Origin of the sequence: Pseudomonas sp. KBW05 (genome assembly GCF_003852405.1) — a bacterium.
Classification (GTDB): Bacteria; Pseudomonadota; Gammaproteobacteria; order Pseudomonadales; family Pseudomonadaceae; genus Aquipseudomonas.
In genome coordinates this window covers 428,525-447,113 of record NZ_QAJM01000016.1, presented here as the reverse complement: position 1 = coordinate 447,113, position 18,589 = coordinate 428,525, and the positions used below count along the sequence as shown (strand labels likewise).

The window sequence follows — 18,589 nt, the reverse complement described above, 5'->3', positions numbered from 1 at the left end:
CTTGTGGCGAGGGAGCAAGCTCCCTCGCCACAACAAGCGCCCCTGCCACCGGTTATTCGTTGAGTTCGATGCGCTCGACCTTACCCACCAGCAGTATGTAGGAAAGCGCCCCAAGCAACGCCAGCACCGCGATATAGGTAATCGCCGGCGCAAACGAATCACCACTGGCCAAAAAGCCAATCACGATCGGCGTGGCGATCGCCGACAAATTACCAATGAAGTTGAAGACCCCACCGGTCAGCCCCAACAGGCGCGCCGGTGCCAGGGTCGACACCAAGGACCAGGTAATCGACGCCAACCCGTTACCAAAGAACGCCAGCGCCAGGAACGCGATCACCCACGCCGTCGAGTCCACATAGTTGGCGCCGATGATTGCCGTGGAGATCAGCAACCCGCCAATGATCGGCAACTTGCGCGCAAAGCCCACCGAGGCGCCCCGGCGAATCAGCCAGTCGGAAAAGATCCCGGAACACAGCACGCCGACAAACGCTGCGAGAAACGGCAGCGACGCCAGCAGGCCGGATTTGATGAAGTCCATGCCGCGATATTTCACCAGGTAGGTGGGGAACCACGTCAGGAAAAACCACAGCGTGGAGTTCAGGCAAAACTGCCCCAGGTAAATGCCCCAGAGTTTGCGCTTGCTCAACACAATGCCCAGATCGACCCAGCTGAACGGCGCCTTCGCGGCTTTTTCCTGCATGTCCACCAGGCCGCCGCCTTCACGGATCAGCTCGATTTCCGCAGCGTTGGCACCTTTGAAATCCTTGGGCTCGCGGTACACCGCGTACCAGATCGCCGCCCACAAGATGCCCACGCCACCGGTGACCACAAACACCATGTGCCAGCCGTAGTGGTGTTGCAGCCAGGCCAGTACCGGCGTCAGAAACGCCAGCCCGACAAATTGCCCGGAGGTGTAGAAGCCAATCGCCGTGGCACGTTCACGCTCAGGGAACCACGTGGTGACCACTCGGCTGTTGATCGGGTAGGCCGGGGCTTCCAGCGCACCCACGGCCATGCGCAGCACAAACAGCGCGATAAAACTGGCGGCAAACCCGAGCATCACGGTGGCGATGGACCACAGCAACAGGGCAGCGGTATAGAGAATGCGCGGCGGCACACGGTCCACCAGCCAACCACCGGGGATCTGCATCGCAGCGTAGGTCCAGCCGAACGCGGAGAAAATCAGCCCGACGTGCACCGGGTCGATCCCCAAGTCACTGGTCAGTGCCGGGGCGGCAATCGACAGGTTGCTGCGGTCGAGGTAGTTGATGACCACGGTGATAAACAGCAGCACCATGATGAAGTAGCGCTTTCGGGTAGGCGTGACTAAAGAAGCCTGGCCGGTGAAGGATTCAGGATGCATGAGGGGGTGCCTCTTCTTATGTTTATTGAGGACTGAGGAAAAAACTCACTGGAGGAACGCGGTCAGTGTGGGAGCCGGTTCCGTCAGGGGGTTATCACCACTCGGCAAAGCTGCCGTCGGCATGGCGCCAGATCGGGTTGCGCCAGCGGTGGCCGATAGCCGCGCGTTCGATCACGTATTCCTCGTTGATCTCGATACCCAGGCCCGGCCCGTTGGGGATCTTCACAAAACCTTGGTCGTAGTCGAACACGCCCGGGTCTTTCACATAGTCGAGCAGGTCGTTGCTCTCGTTGTAGTGAATGCCCAGGCTTTGCTCCTGGATAAACGCGTTGTAGCAAACCGCGTCCAGTTGCAGGCATGCCGCCAGGGCAATCGGGCCCAGCGGGCAGTGCAGGGCCAGGGCCACGTCGTAGGCTTCGGCCATGTTGGCGATCTTGCGGGTTTCGGTGATGCCACCCGCGTGGGAAGCATCGGGCTGGATGATGTCAACGTAGCCTTCGCTGAGCACGCGCTTGAAGTCCCAGCGCGAGAACAGCCGCTCGCCGAGGGCAATCGGCGTGCTGGTCAGCGGCGCCAGCTCTTTTAGCGCTTCGTAGTTTTCGCTGAGCACTGGTTCTTCGATAAACATCAGTTTGTACGGGTCCAACTCTTTCATCAGCACCTTGGCCATGGGCTTGTGCACCCGGCCATGGAAGTCCACGCCGATGCCGACGTTCGGGCCCACCGCGTCACGCACGGCGGCGACGTTGGCCAGGGCCAGGTCGACTTTTTCGAAGCTGTCGACGAACTGCAATTCTTCCGTGCCGTTCATCTTCACGGCAGTGAAACCACGGGCCACGGCCTCTTTGGCGGCGCGGGCAGTGTCGGCCGGGCGGTCGCCGCCGATCCAGGAGTACACGCGGATCTTGTCACGCACCTGGCCGCCGAGCAGATCGCTGACCGACACGCCGAGGGCCTTGCCCTTGATGTCCCACAGCGCCTGGTCGATGCCGGCGAGAGCGCTCATGTGCACGGCGCCGCCGCGGTAGAAGCCGCCGCGATAGAGCACGGTCCAGATGTCTTCGATGTTGCGTGGGTCTTTGCCGATCAGGTAGTCGGACAGTTCTTCAACGGCAGCAGCAACGGTGTGAGCGCGGCCTTCGACTACGGGCTCACCCCAGCCGGTCACGCCCAGGTCGGTCTCAACCTTCAGGAAGCACCAGCGCGGCGGGACGATAAAAGTCGTCAGTTTGGTGATTTTCATCTGTTATCTCTCTTATAGATGCAGCGCCTGTGGGCGCGAAGCTTGATTCAGTTCAGGGCTTTCCAGGCGGCGACATAAGCCTGGGCACGGCTCGCTACCTGATCCACGCTCATACCCGGTTTGAACAAACCGGAACCCAACCCGAAGCCTTTGGCGCCGGCGTCGACAAACACCTGCATGTTGTCCGGGGTGATGCCGCCCACCGGCAGCAGCAACGTGCCCGCCGGCAAGACCGCCAGCCACGCCTTGATCACCGCCGGGCCCATTTGCTCGGCGGGAAACAGCTTCAATACGTCAGCACCTTCAGCCAGGGCGGCGAAGGCTTCCGTGGGCGTGGCAACGCCCGGCGACAAAAACAGCCCCGCCGCTTTCGCTGCGCGCAGCACCTTGGCGTCGCTGTGGGGCATGACGATTACCTGGCCCCCGGCCGCCTTGACCTGCTCGACCTGCTCGGGCGTCAACACCGTGCCGGCACCGATCAGGCAATCGGCGGGCAGGCTGTCGCGCAGGGTGCGGATGCTGGTGTACGGGTCCGGCGAGTTGAGCGGCACTTCGATCACGCGAAACCCGGCCTGGTACAACACCTGGCCGACGGCCTGGGCTTCGTCCGGGCGAATACCGCGCAGGATGGCGATCAAACCGTTTTGTGCGAGTGCGTGCTTGAGCATCTCAGGCCTCCGATGCAGGTTGAGTGAGCCCGGCGGCCACGGCCAATTGCCACAGGCCACGTTCGCTGGCCTCCGGCGCCAGGCTGACGTGGGCGAAACCGCAGAGGGCGAGGGCGCGTTGATAGCGGGTGCAGAGGGCGGCGGCGCCGACCAGAATGATCGACTGCTGCTTGGCGCGGGCCGGCAAGCCGGCGAGTTCATGGCCAATCAGCAACCCGGAAAGGTAATCCGGCTGCTGCTCGGGGGCGAGTTCGCCGGTCAGGCCAAGGGTGCGGGCACTGAACAGGGTGGACAGCACGCCGCGTTGGCCGTCTTGCGAGAGCGCCACCTGCACGCCACGGTCAAAGGCCTCGGCCTGGAAATGTTCGGTCGGCAGTTGGGTGCGCCCGAGGATGCTGTGTTTGCTCAGTACCGCGAAGACTTCGCCGGTCATGAAGGTATCGAAGTGGGTGATGCAGCCATCGACCACCTCGACCCACTTGGAATGGCTGCCCGGCAGGCCGATCAACACCTCCGCACCGAGGCCTTGCAGCACGCCCAGCACTTGGGTTTCTTCGCCACGCATCACATTGGGCAAACCAGCCTGCTCGATCACGCCGGGCACGATATGTACATCCACACCGCGCAGGCTGCGCACGCAATGCAGCGCCTGGCCCAGGCGGGCGACATCCACCGGCGTATGGCGGTAGGCCGCTTCGCTCCAGCCCTGGGCACTGCCGACCATGCCGCAGGCAATCACCGGCAGGCCGGGCTGGGCGTCGAGCCAATCGCCGCAGGCTGCGTCGAAGGCCAGTTCGAAGCCATTGCTGCAATGCACGCCGGCAATGTCCCGGGGCTCGCTGGGCAAATGCATGATCCCGCACGCCAGCGCGCGGTGTTCCAGCACGACACCTGCCGGTCCTAATTTGTAAGCACGAAGGGAGCTGGTCCCCCAATCGAGCGCGATCAATTGCGCCTGCATCGCTTCACCTGAGTTATGAGCGGATGCAGGAATATAAACCTACGCGAGCGAAAGTCTCAATATATAAATATCAATCCCATATTTAGGGATTTTATTTAGGAAAAAGCTGACAAATTCAGTTCCCGCATCGCCCCCATCCAGACCGCGTAGTCGGTGTGATCCTTCAGGTCATCGCCGGTATCGGGGTGCAGGAACACCACCAGCCCATTGCGATGGATCACCAGCCACGGCAGCACCACGCCGATGTACTCGGGATCGAACGCCAGCTGGCAGCTCCAGTCCGGGTGCGGGCCGACGGGTTTTTCGTGGACACGGCCCATGCGCAGCGGGAACAGTTTGGCGGCGTCTTCGCACAGGGTGCGCGCTTGTTCTATGGTGCTCGCGTCGAAGTAGATATGGGCGTGGTAGCCCTTGATACGTTGCATGACGGACTCCGGATCCAGTAAGCGGCAAATCCTAGACCGCAATCGACGGCAGAGCCAGCCCGGTCAACGACTGCGCACTGCTGGCTTGCTCGGCCAGCAGCCACTCGACAAAGCGCTCCACCAACTGGCCTCGGCGTTTACGCTGGGGTTGCACCACGTAATAGCCAAACCGCGAAATCACCGTGTCGCTGACCGGCCGGCACAGCCAGTTCTGCTCCAGCAGGTTGTCCACCAGGTGGCGCCAGCCGATGGCCACGCCCTGGCCGGCAATCGCTGCCTGGATCAGCAAGGTGTAGTTGTCGAAACGCAGCTGGCCGGGGGTGGGCGCCGCGCTGATGCCCAGTTCGCGGAATACGCCGCTCCAGTCGAACCACTGGCTATTGTTTTCCTGGCGCAGGTGCAGCAACGGGAAATCGTGCAAATTTTGTACAGTCAGTGGCGTGACCTGCTCCTTCAGCCACTGCGGGCTGCACACCGGGAACACTTCCTCGTTGAACAACCACAAGCTCTCGCCCTGCTTGAAGCGCCCGTCGCCAAACAACACCGCCACGTCGATATCGCTGCGCAGGGTGGCGTGGTTGCGTTCGCTGGTCACCAGGCTCACGTCGACTTGCGGGTTGGCCTGGTGGAAGCGGTGCAGGCGCGGCATCAGCCAATAGGCGGCGAAAGCAAAGTCGGTGGCCACTTGCAGCACTTCGTGCTGGTCCTGCTGGGTGATAGCACTCAGGCCGGCGTTGATGCTCTGCAAGCCGCCCTGCACATGGTCGAACAGCAACGCGCCGGCGTCGGTCAACTCGATGCCACGATAAATGCGGTCAAACAGGCGAATCGCCAGCTGTTCCTCCAGGCGCTTGATCTGCTGGCTGATGGCCGGCTGGGTGGTGCCCAACTCCATCGCGGCCGCGGTAAAGCTGCGGTGTCGCGCGGCCGCTTCAAAGGCGCGCAACAGGTCGAGGGACACATCACCGAGGGCTTCATACATAAGCTGTGCTTATCCTAGACATTGCTTTTCATGGGCTTTACCCCAATTTGCATGGGCTGCATGCTCATTCGCATAAACACCGCCTATGGAATGCCGACAACCCATGAAGCGCAAGAACATTCTTTTCATCATGGCCGATCAAATGGCCGCCCCGTTGCTGCCGTTCTACGGTTCTTCGCCGATCAAGTTGCCCAATTTGAGCCGCCTCGCCGCACAGGGCGTGGTGTTCGACGCCGCCTATTGCAACAGCCCATTGTGCGCGCCGTCGCGTTTTACCCTGGTCAGTGGCCAATTGCCGAGCAAGATCGGCGCCTACGACAACGCGGCTGATTTCCCCGCCGATGTACCGACCTATGCCCACTACCTGCGTCGCCTCGGCTACCGTACGGCGCTGTCGGGCAAGATGCATTTCTGCGGCCCCGACCAGTTGCACGGCTATGAAGAACGCCTGACCAGCGACATCTACCCCGCCGACTACGGCTGGGCAGTGAACTGGGATGAACCGGACGTGCGCCCCAGTTGGTACCACAACATGTCGTCGGTGCTGCAAGCCGGCCCGTGCGTGCGCACCAACCAGCTGGATTTCGATGAAGAGGTGGTGTTCAAGGCCCAGCAGTACCTGTTCGACCATATCCGCGAGGACAGCGACCAGCCGTTCTGCCTGACCGTGTCGATGACCCATCCCCATGACCCGTACACCATTCCCAAGCCGTTCTGGGATCTGTACGACGACGCCGACATCCCACTGCCTACAACGCCGACGCAAGCGAATCTCGACCCGCACTCCCAGCGCCTACTCAAGGTCTACGACCTGTGGGATAAGCCGCTACCTGTGGATAAGATCCGCGATGCGCGCCGTGCCTACTTCGGCGCGTGCAGTTACATCGACAGCAATGTCGGAAAACTCCTGCAAACCCTGGAAGACACCGGCCTGGCCGACGACACCATCATCATTTTTTCCGGTGACCATGGCGACATGCTCGGCGAACGCGGCCTCTGGTACAAAATGCACTGGTTTGAAATGGCCGCCCGCGTGCCGCTGCTGGTGAGTGCGCCAGGGCAGTTTGCATCGGGCCGTGTCAGCCAGGCCGTGTCCACCGCCGACCTGCTGCCAACGTTGGTGGAACTGGCCGGCGGCACGCTCGACCCGCGCCTGCCACTGGACGGCCGCTCACTGGTCCCGCACTTGCAAGGGCAGGGCGGGCACGACGAAGTGTTTGGCGAATACATGGCCGAAGGCACGATCAGCCCGTTGATGATGATTCGCCGGGGCGCCTACAAATTCATCTACAGCGAAGACGACCCTTGCCTGCTGTTCGATGTCCAAAATGACCCGCACGAGCGGGAAAACCTCAGCCAGTCACCGGAACACCGGCCGCTGTTCGAGGCGTTTTTGAAGGAAGCGCGGGCCAAATGGGACATCCCGGCGATCCACCAGCAGGTGCTCGCCAGCCAACGCCGCCGTCGCCTGGTGTTTGAAGCACTGACCCAGGGCAAGCTGAAGAGCTGGGATCACCAGCCACTGGTGGACGCCAGTCAGCAGTACATGCGCAACCATATCGACCTCGACGACCTGGAGCGCAAGGCACGTTATCCACAACCCTGCCAACACCAATAAAACTGAGGGAAGGCCATGCAAAAGTTGACTGTGATACTGGGCATGTTGGCGCTCGGCAGCGCCAATGTGTACGCGGACACAAGCTGTGAAACGGTAAAAATGGCCGATCCAGGCTGGAGCGATATCGCCGCCACCAATGCCATCACCGGTTTTCTGCTGACGGGCATGGGCTACAAACCCAAGGTCGATACCCTGGCGGTGCCGATCACCTTTGGCGGGCTCAAGGACGGCCAGGTGGATGTGTTCCTCGGCAACTGGATGCCGGCGCAGCAGGGCTTCTATGACAAGTTCGTCGCCAATGGCGAGGTGGTGCAGTTGGCGAAAAACCTCGACGGCACCGAGTTCACCCTCGCCGTGCCGGACTATGTGTGGGACGCCGGTGTGCATGACTTTGCCGACTTGAACAAATTCGCCGACAAGTTCGACAAGAAGATCTACGGCATCGGCTCCGGCGCGCCAGCGAACATCTCGTTACAGGAGATCATCAAGAAGAACGACTTCGACCTCGGCCAGTGGAAGCTGATCGAGTCCAGCGAACAGGCGATGCTCGCCGAAGTGTCACGGGCGGTGAAGAAACAGCGCTTTGTCACCTTCCTCGGCTGGACACCGCACCCGATGAACGTGCAGTTGAAAATGCACTACCTCAAGGGCGGCGAGAAGTACTTCGGCGACACCGGCGGCGTGTACACCCTGACCCGCAAGGGGTACGCACAAGCCTGCCCGAACGTAGGAAAACTGCTGACCAACCTGAGTTTCACCCAGGAGATGGAGAACAGCATCATGGCTGAGGTGGCCAATAACAAGGTCAGCAATGCCGAGGCGGCGAAGGCGTGGATCAAGGCGAATCCGGCGGTGCTGGATAAGTGGTTGGAGGGGGTGAAAACCGTGGATGGCAAAGATGCATTGCCAGCGGTAAAAGCCAAACTCTAAGGCCTGATGCTATTCAAATGTGGGAGCGGGCTTGCTCGCGAATGCGGTGGGTCAGTTGGAACATTTTTGGCTGACAGACCGCTTTCGCGAGCAAGCCCGCTCCCACAGGGGCCAGCCTGTGCTGATATTCTGCGGCAAACCTTCAAACCGAGACCCTGATGCCCCGGCCCACCCGCCACACACTCTTCCCCTTTCTGCGCTGGCTGCCGCGCCAAACCCGCGCCAGCGTTGGCCGGGATGCCATCGTCGGCCTCAGCGGCGCGGTGCTGGCCCTGCCGCAGTCGATTGCCTACGCACTCATCGCCGGTCTCCCACCGGAATATGGGCTGTATGCCGCCATCATTCCGGTGTTGATCGCGTGCCTGTGGGGTTCGTCCTGGCACCTGATCTGCGGCCCCACGGCGGCAATCTCCATCGTGCTCTACGCCAGCGTCAGCCCACTGGCCGTGCCGGGGTCGCAGGACTACATCACGTTGATCCTGCTGCTGACCTTCCTCGCCGGGGTTTTCCAGTGGTTGCTGGGCATGCTGCGCTTCGGCGCGCTGGTGAATTTCGTCTCCCATTCGGTGGTGCTGGGCTTCACCCTGGGGGCTGCCGTGGTGATTGCCCTGGGGCAGTTGCCCAACCTGCTGGGGCTGGAGCTGCCGAGCCAGGCCACGGCGATCAAGAGTCTGCTGGCGCTGGTGGATCACGGCGGGGAGTGGGACCACGCCTCGCTCGCCCTGGGCCTCGGCACGTTGCTGGTGGGCGCATTGCTCAAATACCTGCTGCCACGTTGGCCGACGCTGCTGATCGCGTTGGCGCTCGGCAGCCTGGTGGCGTGGCTGTGGCCGGCGATGTTCGGGCATGTGGCGCGGGTCAGTTCGTTTGTCGGCAAGCTGCCGCCGTTCAGCCCGTTGCCGATGGACCTGGACATGCTCCTGCGCCTGCTGCCCAGCGCCGTGGCGGTGGGCATGCTGGGGCTGGTGACCAGCCTGTCGATTGCCCGCTCTCTGTCGGCCCGTTCGCAACAATTGCTCGATGCCAACCAGGAAGTCCGTGCGCAGGGCTTATCCAATATCGCCGGCGGATTTTTCTCCGGATACTTGTCAGCCGGTTCCTTTACCCGCTCCGGGCTCAGCTATGAAGCCGGTGCGTGCTCGCCCCTGGCCGGGGTGTTCTCGGCCCTGTGGGTGGCGCTGTTTGCGCTGTTTGGCGCGGCGTTGATCGCCCATATCCCGATCCCGAGCATGGCCGCGAGCATCCTCCTGATTTGCTGGGGGCTGGTGGATCACCGAGGCATTCGCGCCCTGTTTCGCGTGAGCCGCGCCGAGTTTGTGGTGATGGGCCTGACCTGCGTCGCGACCTTGTTGCTGGAGCTGCAAACGGCGATTTATGCGGGGGTGCTGGCCTCGTTGTTTTTCTACCTCAAGCGCACGTCGCAGCCGCGAGTACAGCAGTGGCGCGATGGCGATGAAGATGTACTGCGGGTCGGCGGCTCGATCTTTTTTGGCGCCAGCCATTACCTGCAAGTGCGCCTGCAACGGTTACAGGGCGAGCGGGTGGTGATCGAGGCGCAGCAGATCAACTTTATCGACTATTCCGGGGTGGAGATGTTGCACCAGGAGGCACGGCGATTGCGGGGGTTGGGGCGGAGTTTGACGTTGCGCCGGGCGCGGCCGCAGGTCGTTGAAGAACTGAAGAAGCTGGAAGGGGCCGACAGGTGCCCCATCCATTTTGAAGACTAAACACGGTTAAAACTGTGGGAGCGGGCTTGCTCGCGAAGGCTGTGTATCAGTCGACACATCAGTGACTGAACCACCGCCTTCGCGAGCAAGCCCGCTCCCACATTTGGATCTGTGTTAGATCATCTGGCGGCGCAGCTCGGCCAACACCGGCGCCGATTCCGGGCGCACGCCGCGCCACAGGAAAAACGCCTCCGCCGCCTGCTCCACCAACATACCCAAGCCATCCATCGCCACGGCTGCACCTTGCTCCGTCGCCCACCGGCAAAAGGCCGTTGGCTCCTTGCCATACATCATGTCGTAGCAAAACGTCTTGCCCGGCTCGATCAGGCTGCCGGCAATCGGCGGTACATCGCCTGACAGGCTGGCGGACGTGGCATTGATGATGACGTCCACCGGCTCACGCAGCCAGTCGAATCCGCTGGCAGACACCGGGCCCAGGTCGTCAAACAACTCGGCGAGCATTTCGGCTTTTTCCACGGTGCGGTTGGCAATGATCAGCGAGGCCGGCCGCTCGGCCAGCAACGGCTCCAGCGCGCCACGCACGGCGCCGCCAGCGCCCAACAGCAAGATGCGTTTACCGTGCAGGCTCAGCCCGGCGTTGACCGTGAGGTCGCGCACCAGGCCGGCGCCGTCGGTGTTGTCACCCAGCAGGCTGCCGTCGGCGAGCTTGCTCAGGGTGTTCACCGCACCAGCGCGCTGGGCGCGCTCGGTGAGGCTGTTGGCCAGGCGGTAGGCGTCTTCCTTGAACGGCACGGTGACGTTGGCGCCACGGCCTTGCTGAAAAAACTCACGGGCACAGCCGGTGAAATCCTCCAGCGGCGCTAGCAAGGTGCTGTAGTCCAGTTGTTCGCCAGTCTGCTCGGCGAACATCCGGTGGATCAGCGGCGACTTGCTATGGCCGATGGGGTTGCCGAACACCACATAACGGTCCATCAGACCGCCGCCTTGGGCGCGGCAAGGCCGAGCCAGTCACGGTCTTGCAGGAAGTAGTCGGTGAGGCGCGCTTCTTCGCTGCCGGCCTCGGCTTTCCAGTCGTAGCTCCAGCGCACTTGCGGCGGCAGCGACATCAGGATCGACTCGGTACGCCCGCCCGATTGCAGGCCAAACAGGGTGCCACGGTCGTAGACCAGGTTGAACTCAACGTAGCGACCACGGCGGAATTCCTGGAATTCACGCTGTTGCTCGGTATAGGCGGTGGCCTTGCGGCGCTGCACGATCGGCAGGTAGGCGTCGATGTAGGCGTCGCCAATGGCACGGATAAAGGCGAAGCAGGTGTCGAAGTCCCACTCGTTCAAGTCGTCGAAGAACAGACCGCCGATGCCGCGCGGTTCATTGCGATGCTTGATGTGGAAGTAGGTGTCGCACCAGGCTTTGTAACGCGGATAAACGTCTGCACCGAACGGCGCACAGGCCTGCTCGGCCACGCGGTGCCAGTGGATGCAGTCTTCTTCGTTGGCGTAGTAGGGCGTGAGGTCAAAGCCGCCACCGAACCACCACACCGGCTCTTCGCCTTCTTTTTCGGCGATGAAAAAGCGCACGTTGGCGTGGGACGTCGGTACATGAGGGTTGTGCGGATGAATCACCAGCGACACGCCCAGGGCTTCAAAACCACGGCCGGCCAGTTCCGGGCGATGGGCACTGGCGGACGGAGGAAGACCGCTACCAAACACGTGGGAAAAGTTAACGCCGCCTTTTTCGATCACCGCACCGTCTGCAATCACACGGGTACGACCGCCGCCGCCGGCAGGCCGGGTCCAGGCGTCTTCGATAAAGCGAGTGTCCGTCTCGAAGGTTTCCAGGGCGCTGCAAATGCGGTCTTGCAGGTCAAGCAGGTAGGCCTTTACAGCCTCGGTGCGGGTAGTCATGGCATCACCTTGAATCGGGCAAAGCTACGCGAGGCCATTGGGCGTCGGCGGCAAATGGGCGCACAGGATACCACCGCACCCCGTTGCGCCGCAGTTGACGAAGATCAAGCTTAGGAGTTCGATAGCCAACTACGCGAATTCGACCAGAGGAGAAGGCAGATGGCAAAACGTATCCAGTTCAGCGCCCATGGCGGTCCCGACGTGCTTGAGTATGTGGACTACACGCCTGCGGAACCCGGCCCACAACAGGTTCGCGTACGTAACCAGGCGATTGGCCTGAATTTTATCGACACCTATTTCCGCAGCGGTTTGTACGCACCGCCTGCGTTGCCATCGGGGTTGGGTGCGGAAGGTGCCGGTTTGGTCGATGCCGTCGGCAGCGAAGTCACCCAGTTCAAGGTCGGCGACCGCGTGGCCTACGGCAGTGGGCCGCTGGGTGCGTACAGCGAACTGCATGTACTGCCGGCCGCCAACCTGGTGCACCTGCCGGACGAGATCAGCTTCGAACAAGCGGCCGGCGCCATGCTAAAGGGCCTGACGGTGCAATACCTGCTGCGCCAGACCTATGAGTTGAAAGGTGGCGAGACCATCCTGTTCCACGCCGCTGCCGGTGGCGTGGGCTCCCTGGCGTGCCAGTGGGCCAAGGCCTTGGGCGTGAAGCTGATCGGTACGGTCAGTTCGCCGGAAAAAGCCGCCCTGGCGAAATCCCTCGGTGCCTGGGAAACCATCGACTACAGCAAGGAAAACGTCGCACAACGCGTGCTGGAATTGACCGACGGTAAAAAGGTGCCGGTGGTGTACGACGGCGTCGGCAAGGACACTTGGCTGACCTCGCTGGACAGCGTCGCACCACGCGGTTTGGTGGTGAGCTTCGGCAATGCGTCGGGGGCGGTGGATGGGGTGAACCTGGGGATTTTGTCGGCGAAAGGTTCGCTGTACGTGACCCGACCGACCTTGGCCACCTACGCCAACAACCCGCAGAACTTGCAGGCGATGGCGGATGATCTGTTCTCGATGATCAAGAGCGGCAAGGTGCGCATTGATATCAACCAGCGGTATGCGCTGGCGGATGCAGCGAAGGCGCAGACGGAGTTGTCGGGGCGGCGCACGACGGGGTCGACGATCTTGTTGCCGTAAGGCTTCAGGACTCTACTGATTCAAGGGCCTCATCGCGGGCAAGCCCGCTCCCACATTTGACCGAGTTTCTCCAGTTGGAACCCGATCAACCTGTGGGAGCGGGCTTGCCCGCGATGGCCGCACCTCGGTCTCAAGAGGGGCGCATCACCCTACCCGTGGCCAAATCGCGAATCAGGCTCGGGTTCTTGCGCCCACCCAGGGCGCCACCCAGCACCAGATCCACCTGACCACGGAAATACTGCTCCACGCGAATCCGCGTACGCGCCGCCGGGCGGCCCTGCGGGTTGGCCGAGGTGGAAATCAACGGCCCAACTTCTGCACACAAATCCCGCACCAACGGATGATCACTGACCCGCAACGCCACCGTGTCGTGCACACCGGTAACCCACTCCGGCAGCAAGCCCTGATGGGGCACCAACCAGGTGTTCGGCCCCGGCCAGGTGCTGGCCATGCGGTCGATCCAGTCTTGCGGGAAGTCTTCGAACAAAAAGTCGAACTGGCGAATGCTATCCGCGACCACGATCAAGCCTTTGTCCACTGAACGGTTCTTGATCGCCAGCAAGCGGTCCACCGCTTCTTCATTCCAAGGGTCGCAGCCCAGACCCCACACCGCCTCGGTTGGGTAGGCAATCACCGCACCTGCGCGAATTTCTCGTGCGGCTTCCAGCACACGCCACCTGTTGACCATTGTTTACTCTCCAGACCAAAGCTCTGGGCAGTTTACCGATCTCTGTTACAAAACCTAGCAGCGCGCGAGCCAGCGCCCGCTTTCACAAGTCACGCGACCCTCCAGTTCCAGCTCGGTGAGGGTCGCCAGCACCTGGGACAACGGCCGCCCGCTGGCAGTCGCCAGGGCTTCGCTGGTGTGGGGCGCCGCGTGCAGCAGCGCCACCAACGGATGGGTGACTGGCACCGGTGCCGGGCGCGACAACGCCTGCCAGCCGCGCAAGGCTTCCAGGATGTGCTCGATGGTTTCCACCAGCACCGCACCCTCGCGGATCAACTGGTGACAGCCCTTGGCGCCGGGATGGTGAATGGAACCCGGGATCGCATACACCTCGCGGCCTTGCTCGGCAGCGAGCTTTGCGGTGATCAGCGAACCGCTGGCCATGCTGGCTTCCACCACCAGCACGCCGAGGGACAGGCCGCTGATGATCCGGTTGCGCCGGGGAAAGTTGCCGGCCTGGGGCGCGGTGTCCAGCGGGAACTCGGAAACCACGGCGCTGCCCTGCTCAATCATCGTTGCCGCAAGCCGTTTGTTGCGCTGTGGATAAAAATTTTCGAGGCCGGTACCGAGTACGCCGATTGTCTGACCACCGACATCTAATGCCGCCTGATGCGCCGCACCATCAATACCCAACGCAAGGCCGCTGGTGATGACAAAACCAGCGCTCGCCAAACTGCGCGAAAACGCGGCGGCGGTGTCCATGCCGGGACGCGAAGCACGGCGACTGCCGACCACCGCCAATTGCGGTTTTTCCAGGATCCGAGGGTCGCCGGCGACGAATAACAAGGGCGGCGCGTCGTCGATCTGGGCGAGCAACGCGGGGTACTCGGGCTGGTCCCACATCAACAAATGCTGGGCCGGGCGCGCCAGCCAGGCCAGTGCCGCGCTGGCGCCGTCGCGCACCTCATGACTGCGCCGGGCATCCGCGCTGATGGCTGGCAACCCCAGGGAACGCCAGGCACTGGCGGGGGCACTGATGGCTTTTGACGCATTACCGAATGCTTCGATCAACAAGCGAAAACGCTTGGGACCCAGTTCCGGCAGCCTGTGCAAGCGTAGTCGTGCTTCCAGTTCTGCTGGGGATATTTCATGGCTGTTTGTCGGATACATCTGATCATCCTTGACCGGAATAAGCTGTGGATAACTCTGTTGGTAACTTATTTAGCAGGCTATTTATTGTGTTTGATGGGCAGTCTCGAAACGGTCCATGACCGCCAGGGGGCGTGAGGCACTGAGGACAAGGCCGTAACTGAGCTTTTCGTAGGTGCGAAACACCAGCAGAGTGCCCGCGCGCTCATCGGGAAGTTTCAACGGTGCGCCGGTGAGAGGGTCGCGTACGCTGGCTCCGGTTTTGATCACTGCCAACCGTTGCCCTTCGATCAGGCCATCGCGCCGGCCTTTATTCAGGGTCACGGCATCCAGCACGCCGATCTGGGTGACGCCCCTGGGGATATCGATGATTGTTCCTTCAATGAAGTTCGCAGGCTCCGACACCTCCAGGCGTGTCAGATCTACGGGTGTCTGGGCGCGAAGCAAGCGATCGCCGGGGCGTACCTCTTGGGTCACCCGCTGCACGGTCAGGGTGGAGAGATCGCCCGCCGTCACAAAGCGCGCGGTGCCGATGTCATCGGCGTTGATACCCAGCAGTTCGTGGGTCTGTGGATCGATGTAAACCTTGCCGCGTCGGAATATTCCGTGGAGCGGTTGGGAAGGGTCCAGCACGCCTCGCGCATGCACCTGCTCACCCGGCGCGCCCAGCACCCGGCCGGCGTCAGCCGCGACGATGTAGGGCGCGTTGTCCAGGTCTTGAAGGGAATCCAGCACGCGGTTATGCAATAAAAAGCGCTGGATGGCCTGTTGCGTCGGCTGATCCAGGCGCTGGCCCGGTGATGGCAGCAGGGCCATGGCGAACGGGGCCCACAACAGTAAGACGAGCAGCGATTTCCTCATGGGGTGAATCTCCTTTATTATGTGCGTTCGCGTGAAATGCCTTGGCCTTCGCGGCTTTTAAGGGTTTCACACCGGTCGTTTGGGTCCATCCCAACGCCGATTTGCCTTTACCTCACATGTGCAGCAATTACGCTTATGGCTATTTTGAACATCCTCGAATTCCCCGACTCGCGCCTGCGCACTGTCGCCAAACCGGTGGCCGTAGTGGACGACAAGGTTCGTCAGTTGGTCGATGACATGTTTGAAACAATGTATGAAGCCCCGGGCATCGGCCTCGCCGCGACCCAGGTCAACGTGCATCAGCGTGTCGTGGTCATGGACCTGTCGGAAGATCGCAGCGAGCCGATGGTGTACATCAACCCAGAGTTCGAACCGCTGACCGAAGAGATGGGCGAGTACCAGGAAGGCTGCCTGTCGGTGCCGGAGTTCTACGAGAACGTCGAGCGCCCGCTGCGCGTGAAGATCAAGGCCCTGGACCGCGACGGCAAGCCGTTCGAGCTGATTGCCGAAGGCCTGCTGGCGGTGTGCATCCAGCACGAATGCGACCACCTCAACGGCAAGCTGTTTGTCGATTACCTGTCCACGCTCAAGCGTGACCGGATCAAGAAGAAGCTGGAAAAAAAGCATCGCCAGCAAGCTTGATGCCCGTCTTCCAAAGGCTTGCTGCGGCAAGCCTTTTTCTTTTGTGACTGTTTTTAACCGAGACCTCCCATGACCGAGCCACTGCGCATTGTTTTTGCCGGTACACCCGAATTTGCCGCCGAACACCTCAAGGCGCTGCTCGCCAGCCCTTATGACATCGTCGCGGTGTACACCCAGCCGGATCGCCCGGCCGGTCGCGGGCAAAAACTGATGCCAAGCCCGGTCAAGCAGCTGGCGCTGGAGCACAACATTCCCGTGCTGCAACCGCCGACCCTGCGCAATGCCGAGGCCCAGGCCGAACTGGCTGCGCTGCAACCGGACCTGCTGGTGGTGGTGGCCTATGGCTTGATCCTGCCGCAAGTGGTGCTGGATATCCCACGCCTGGGCTGCATCAACAGCCACGCCTCGTTGCTGCCACGCTGGCGCGGTGCGGCGCCGATCCAACGCGCCGTGGAAGCCGGCGACAGCGAAAGCGGCGTGACCGTGATGCGCATGGAACTGGGCCTGGATACCGGTCCGATGCTGCTCAAAGTCACCACCCCGATCACCGCCCAGGACACCGGCGGCAGCCTGCACGATCGCCTCGCCGAGCTGGGCCCGCCGGCCGTGCTCCAGGCCATCGCCGGTCTCGCGGCGGGCACCCTGGAAGGCGAAGTGCAGGACGACAGCCTGGCCACCTACGCTCACAAACTGAACAAAGACGAAGCGCGCATCGACTGGAGCCGCCCGGCCGTGGAGCTGGAGCGCCTGGTGCGTGCGTTCAACCCGTGGCCGATCTGCCACAGCACCCTCAACGGAGAAGCCCTGAAAGTGCTGGCCGCGACCTTGGCCGAAGGCAACGGCGCACCCGGTGAAATCATCAGCGCCAGCAAAGACGGCCTGTTGGTCGCCTGCGGTGCACAAGCGCTGTGTCTGACCCGCCTGCAATTGCCCGGTGGCAAGGCGCTGAATTTCAGCGATTTGTTCAATAGCCGTCGTGAGAAATTTGCCGTCGGCACCGTGCTCGGGGTGGTCGCGCAATGAACCCTCGTCTGGCTGCCGCCAAGGCTCTCGCCGCCGTCCTCAATGGCAAGGCGTCGTTGAACAGTTCGTTGCCCACGCAGATGGACAAGGTAGAAGACCGCGACCGTGGTTTTACCCAGGACCTGGCGTTTGGCACCGCCCGTTGGCAGCCGCGCTTGTCGGCGCTGGCGGCCAAGTTGCTGCAAAAGCCGTTCAAGGCGGCGGACGCGGATGTGGAAGCGCTGCTGCTGGTCGGCCTCTATCAATTGCTCTACACCCGCGTACCGGCCCACGCCGCCATCGGCGAAACGGTTGGTTGCGCCGACAAGCTGAAAAAGCCCTGGGCCAAGGCCCTGCTCAACGCCGTACTGCGCCGCGCCCAGCGTGAAAGCGAAGCGCTGCTGGCCGAGCTGGAACATGACCCGGTGGTGCGCACCGCCCATCCGCGCTGGCTGCAAAAATCCTTAAAGGCGTTCTGGCCTGAGCAATGGGAAGCCATTTGCGCGGCGAACAACGCGCATCCGCCGATGATCCTGCGGGTCAACCGTCGCCATCACAGCCGTGACGCCTACCTGCAATTGCTCAGCGCCGCCGGCATCAACGCCACGCCCTGCGTGTACAGCGTTGACGGCATCGTGCTCGAAGCCGCCACCGACGTGCGCAGCCTGCCGGGCTTTGCCGAAGGCTGGATCAGCGTGCAGGACGAAGCCGCACAACTGGCCGCCGACCTGCTCGACCTGGCGCCCGGCCAGCGTGTGCTCGACGCCTGCTGCGCACCGGGCGGCAAGACGTGTCACATCCTGGAGGTCGAAAAAGACCTCGCCGGTGTAGTCGCTGTTGACCTGGAAGCCAAGCGCCTGGTGCGCGTGCGCGAGAACCTCGCCCGCCTGGGCCTCAGCGCCGAGCTGATCGCCGCCGACGGCCGCGACACCGCCACCTGGTGGGACGGCAAGCCCTTCCAGCGCATCCTGCTCGACGCGCCATGCTCCGCCACCGGCGTGATCCGCCGCCACCCGGACATCAAGCTCACCCGCCAACCCGACGACATCGCCGCCCTGGCCGTGCTGCAAGGCGAACTGCTCGACGCCCTGTGGCCAACCCTGGAAGTCGGCGGCATCCTGCTCTATGCCACGTGCTCGACCTTGCCGACGGAAAACACCGAAGTGATCGAAGCCTTCCTCGCTCGCACCAGCGGCGCACGGGAGCTGGACCTCGCGACCGCGGCCGGCATCAAGCAGCCCCATGGCCGCCAATTGCTCGCGCAAGAAGGCGGACACGACGGCTTCTACTACGCCAAACTGATCAAGATCGCCGCCGCGCGCGGCTGAAACGGGTTTAAGGGAGTGACC

General features: G+C 62.4%; 18 protein-coding genes. 7 read left to right on the top strand and 11 right to left on the bottom strand.

Annotation, left to right across the window (positions count from 1 at the left end):
• Positions 1-52 precede the first annotated feature (52 nt).
• The 6 genes from DBR46_RS16610 to DBR46_RS16585 form a co-directional block, all read right to left on the bottom strand.
• Positions 53-1,363 (bottom strand): MFS transporter, encoded by a 1,311-nt coding sequence (locus tag DBR46_RS16610; RefSeq protein WP_124527050.1) that lies wholly within the window; start codon positions 1,361-1,363, stop codon positions 53-55.
• A 94-nt stretch (positions 1,364-1,457) separates the two neighbouring features.
• Positions 1,458-2,606, bottom strand: a complete 1,149-nt coding sequence (gene dgoD, locus DBR46_RS16605) for a galactonate dehydratase (RefSeq protein ID WP_124527049.1) — start codon at positions 2,604-2,606, stop codon at positions 1,458-1,460.
• 47 nt (positions 2,607-2,653) lie between these two features.
• The gene (locus DBR46_RS16600; RefSeq protein WP_124527048.1) at positions 2,654-3,274 is read right to left on the bottom strand and encodes a 2-dehydro-3-deoxy-6-phosphogalactonate aldolase; all 621 of its coding nucleotides are present in this window, start codon (positions 3,272-3,274) and stop codon (positions 2,654-2,656) included.
• A gap of 1 nt (position 3,275) precedes the next feature.
• Positions 3,276-4,235, bottom strand: coding sequence for a 2-dehydro-3-deoxygalactonokinase (locus DBR46_RS16595; RefSeq protein WP_124527047.1), 960 nt, complete (start codon positions 4,233-4,235; stop codon positions 3,276-3,278).
• A 95-nt stretch (positions 4,236-4,330) separates the two neighbouring features.
• Complete coding sequence (locus DBR46_RS16590; RefSeq protein ID WP_017734738.1) at positions 4,331-4,660, bottom strand: DOPA 4,5-dioxygenase family protein; 330 nt, start codon at positions 4,658-4,660, stop codon at positions 4,331-4,333.
• Between the two features lie 31 nt (positions 4,661-4,691).
• A complete protein-coding gene (locus DBR46_RS16585) occupies positions 4,692-5,642 on the bottom strand; it encodes a LysR family transcriptional regulator (protein ID WP_124527046.1) in 951 nt (316 codons plus the stop codon).
• 103 nt (positions 5,643-5,745) lie between these two features.
• Between DBR46_RS16585 and betC the strand changes: the two genes are divergently transcribed.
• The 3 genes from betC (at position 5,746) to DBR46_RS16570 (ending at position 9,917) form a co-directional block, all read left to right on the top strand.
• Positions 5,746-7,260, top strand: coding sequence for a choline-sulfatase (gene betC, locus DBR46_RS16580; RefSeq protein ID WP_124527045.1), 1,515 nt, complete (start codon positions 5,746-5,748; stop codon positions 7,258-7,260).
• A gap of 15 nt (positions 7,261-7,275) precedes the next feature.
• Positions 7,276-8,190: a choline ABC transporter substrate-binding protein gene (gene choX, locus DBR46_RS16575; protein WP_124527044.1), complete on the top strand. Its 915-nt coding sequence runs from the start codon at positions 7,276-7,278 to the stop codon at positions 8,188-8,190.
• A gap of 158 nt (positions 8,191-8,348) precedes the next feature.
• Complete coding sequence (locus DBR46_RS16570) at positions 8,349-9,917, top strand: SulP family inorganic anion transporter (protein WP_124527043.1); 1,569 nt, start codon at positions 8,349-8,351, stop codon at positions 9,915-9,917.
• Positions 9,918-10,031: 114 nt separating this feature from the next.
• Here the strand turns inward: DBR46_RS16570 and aroE are convergent, their stop codons facing one another.
• Both aroE and hemF read right to left on the bottom strand, forming a co-directional pair.
• On the bottom strand, positions 10,032-10,850 hold the full coding sequence (gene aroE / locus DBR46_RS16565; protein WP_124527042.1) for a shikimate dehydrogenase: 819 nt from the start codon (positions 10,848-10,850) through the stop codon (positions 10,032-10,034).
• Entirely contained in the window at positions 10,850-11,782 is a 933-nt protein-coding gene (gene hemF, locus DBR46_RS16560; RefSeq protein ID WP_124527041.1) for an oxygen-dependent coproporphyrinogen oxidase, read from the bottom strand. Before hemF ends, aroE begins: the two co-directional genes overlap by 1 nt.
• Before the next feature lie 159 nt (positions 11,783-11,941).
• Between hemF and DBR46_RS16555 the strand changes: the two genes are divergently transcribed.
• Positions 11,942-12,919 carry an NADPH:quinone reductase gene (locus DBR46_RS16555; RefSeq protein WP_124527040.1) on the top strand — a complete coding sequence of 326 codons (978 nt, stop codon included), beginning with the start codon at positions 11,942-11,944 and terminating at the stop codon, positions 12,917-12,919.
• Positions 12,920-13,049: 130 nt separating this feature from the next.
• Here the strand turns inward: DBR46_RS16555 and DBR46_RS16550 are convergent, their stop codons facing one another.
• The 3 genes from DBR46_RS16550 to DBR46_RS16540 form a co-directional block, all read right to left on the bottom strand.
• Entirely contained in the window at positions 13,050-13,607 is a 558-nt protein-coding gene (locus tag DBR46_RS16550) for an L-threonylcarbamoyladenylate synthase (RefSeq protein WP_124527039.1), read from the bottom strand.
• A 54-nt stretch (positions 13,608-13,661) separates the two neighbouring features.
• Positions 13,662-14,756 carry a DNA-processing protein DprA gene (gene dprA / locus DBR46_RS16545; protein WP_124527038.1) on the bottom strand — a complete coding sequence of 365 codons (1,095 nt, stop codon included), beginning with the start codon at positions 14,754-14,756 and terminating at the stop codon, positions 13,662-13,664.
• A 63-nt stretch (positions 14,757-14,819) separates the two neighbouring features.
• Positions 14,820-15,596: a peptidoglycan-binding protein gene (locus DBR46_RS16540; RefSeq protein WP_124527037.1), complete on the bottom strand. Its 777-nt coding sequence runs from the start codon at positions 15,594-15,596 to the stop codon at positions 14,820-14,822.
• A gap of 135 nt (positions 15,597-15,731) precedes the next feature.
• Between DBR46_RS16540 and def the strand changes: the two genes are divergently transcribed.
• From def to rsmB, 3 genes are all read left to right on the top strand, one after another.
• On the top strand, positions 15,732-16,238 hold the full coding sequence (def, locus tag DBR46_RS16535) for a peptide deformylase (RefSeq protein WP_017736259.1): 507 nt from the start codon (positions 15,732-15,734) through the stop codon (positions 16,236-16,238).
• A 69-nt stretch (positions 16,239-16,307) separates the two neighbouring features.
• Complete coding sequence (gene fmt, locus DBR46_RS16530; protein ID WP_124527036.1) at positions 16,308-17,261, top strand: methionyl-tRNA formyltransferase; 954 nt, start codon at positions 16,308-16,310, stop codon at positions 17,259-17,261.
• The gene (gene rsmB, locus DBR46_RS16525) at positions 17,258-18,568 is read left to right on the top strand and encodes a 16S rRNA (cytosine(967)-C(5))-methyltransferase RsmB (RefSeq protein ID WP_124527035.1); all 1,311 of its coding nucleotides are present in this window, start codon (positions 17,258-17,260) and stop codon (positions 18,566-18,568) included. Before fmt ends, rsmB begins: the two co-directional genes overlap by 4 nt.
• Positions 18,569-18,589 lie beyond the last annotated feature (21 nt).

Excerpts from the sequence above, each read along its gene's own strand:
- DBR46_RS16610 (WP_124527050.1), bottom strand. The coding sequence starts at position 1,363 with ATGCATCCTGAATCCTTCACCGGCCAGGCTTCTTTAGTCACGCCTACC.
- dgoD (WP_124527049.1), bottom strand. The coding sequence starts at position 2,606 with ATGAAAATCACCAAACTGACGACTTTTATCGTCCCGCCGCGCTGGTGC.
- DBR46_RS16600 (WP_124527048.1), bottom strand. The coding sequence starts at position 3,274 with ATGCTCAAGCACGCACTCGCACAAAACGGTTTGATCGCCATCCTGCGC.
- DBR46_RS16595 (WP_124527047.1), bottom strand. The coding sequence starts at position 4,235 with ATGCAGGCGCAATTGATCGCGCTCGATTGGGGGACCAGCTCCCTTCGT.
- DBR46_RS16590 (WP_017734738.1), bottom strand. The coding sequence starts at position 4,660 with ATGCAACGTATCAAGGGCTACCACGCCCATATCTACTTCGACGCGAGC.
- DBR46_RS16585 (WP_124527046.1), bottom strand. The coding sequence starts at position 5,642 with ATGTATGAAGCCCTCGGTGATGTGTCCCTCGACCTGTTGCGCGCCTTT.
- betC (WP_124527045.1), top strand. The coding sequence starts at position 5,746 with ATGAAGCGCAAGAACATTCTTTTCATCATGGCCGATCAAATGGCCGCC.
- choX (WP_124527044.1), top strand. The coding sequence starts at position 7,276 with ATGCAAAAGTTGACTGTGATACTGGGCATGTTGGCGCTCGGCAGCGCC.
- DBR46_RS16570 (WP_124527043.1), top strand. The coding sequence starts at position 8,349 with ATGCCCCGGCCCACCCGCCACACACTCTTCCCCTTTCTGCGCTGGCTG.
- aroE (WP_124527042.1), bottom strand. The coding sequence starts at position 10,850 with ATGGACCGTTATGTGGTGTTCGGCAACCCCATCGGCCATAGCAAGTCG.
- hemF (WP_124527041.1), bottom strand. The coding sequence starts at position 11,782 with ATGACTACCCGCACCGAGGCTGTAAAGGCCTACCTGCTTGACCTGCAA.
- DBR46_RS16555 (WP_124527040.1), top strand. The coding sequence starts at position 11,942 with ATGGCAAAACGTATCCAGTTCAGCGCCCATGGCGGTCCCGACGTGCTT.
- DBR46_RS16550 (WP_124527039.1), bottom strand. The coding sequence starts at position 13,607 with ATGGTCAACAGGTGGCGTGTGCTGGAAGCCGCACGAGAAATTCGCGCA.
- dprA (WP_124527038.1), bottom strand. The coding sequence starts at position 14,756 with ATGTATCCGACAAACAGCCATGAAATATCCCCAGCAGAACTGGAAGCA.
- DBR46_RS16540 (WP_124527037.1), bottom strand. The coding sequence starts at position 15,596 with ATGAGGAAATCGCTGCTCGTCTTACTGTTGTGGGCCCCGTTCGCCATG.
- def (WP_017736259.1), top strand. The coding sequence starts at position 15,732 with ATGGCTATTTTGAACATCCTCGAATTCCCCGACTCGCGCCTGCGCACT.
- fmt (WP_124527036.1), top strand. The coding sequence starts at position 16,308 with ATGACCGAGCCACTGCGCATTGTTTTTGCCGGTACACCCGAATTTGCC.
- rsmB (WP_124527035.1), top strand. The coding sequence starts at position 17,258 with ATGAACCCTCGTCTGGCTGCCGCCAAGGCTCTCGCCGCCGTCCTCAAT.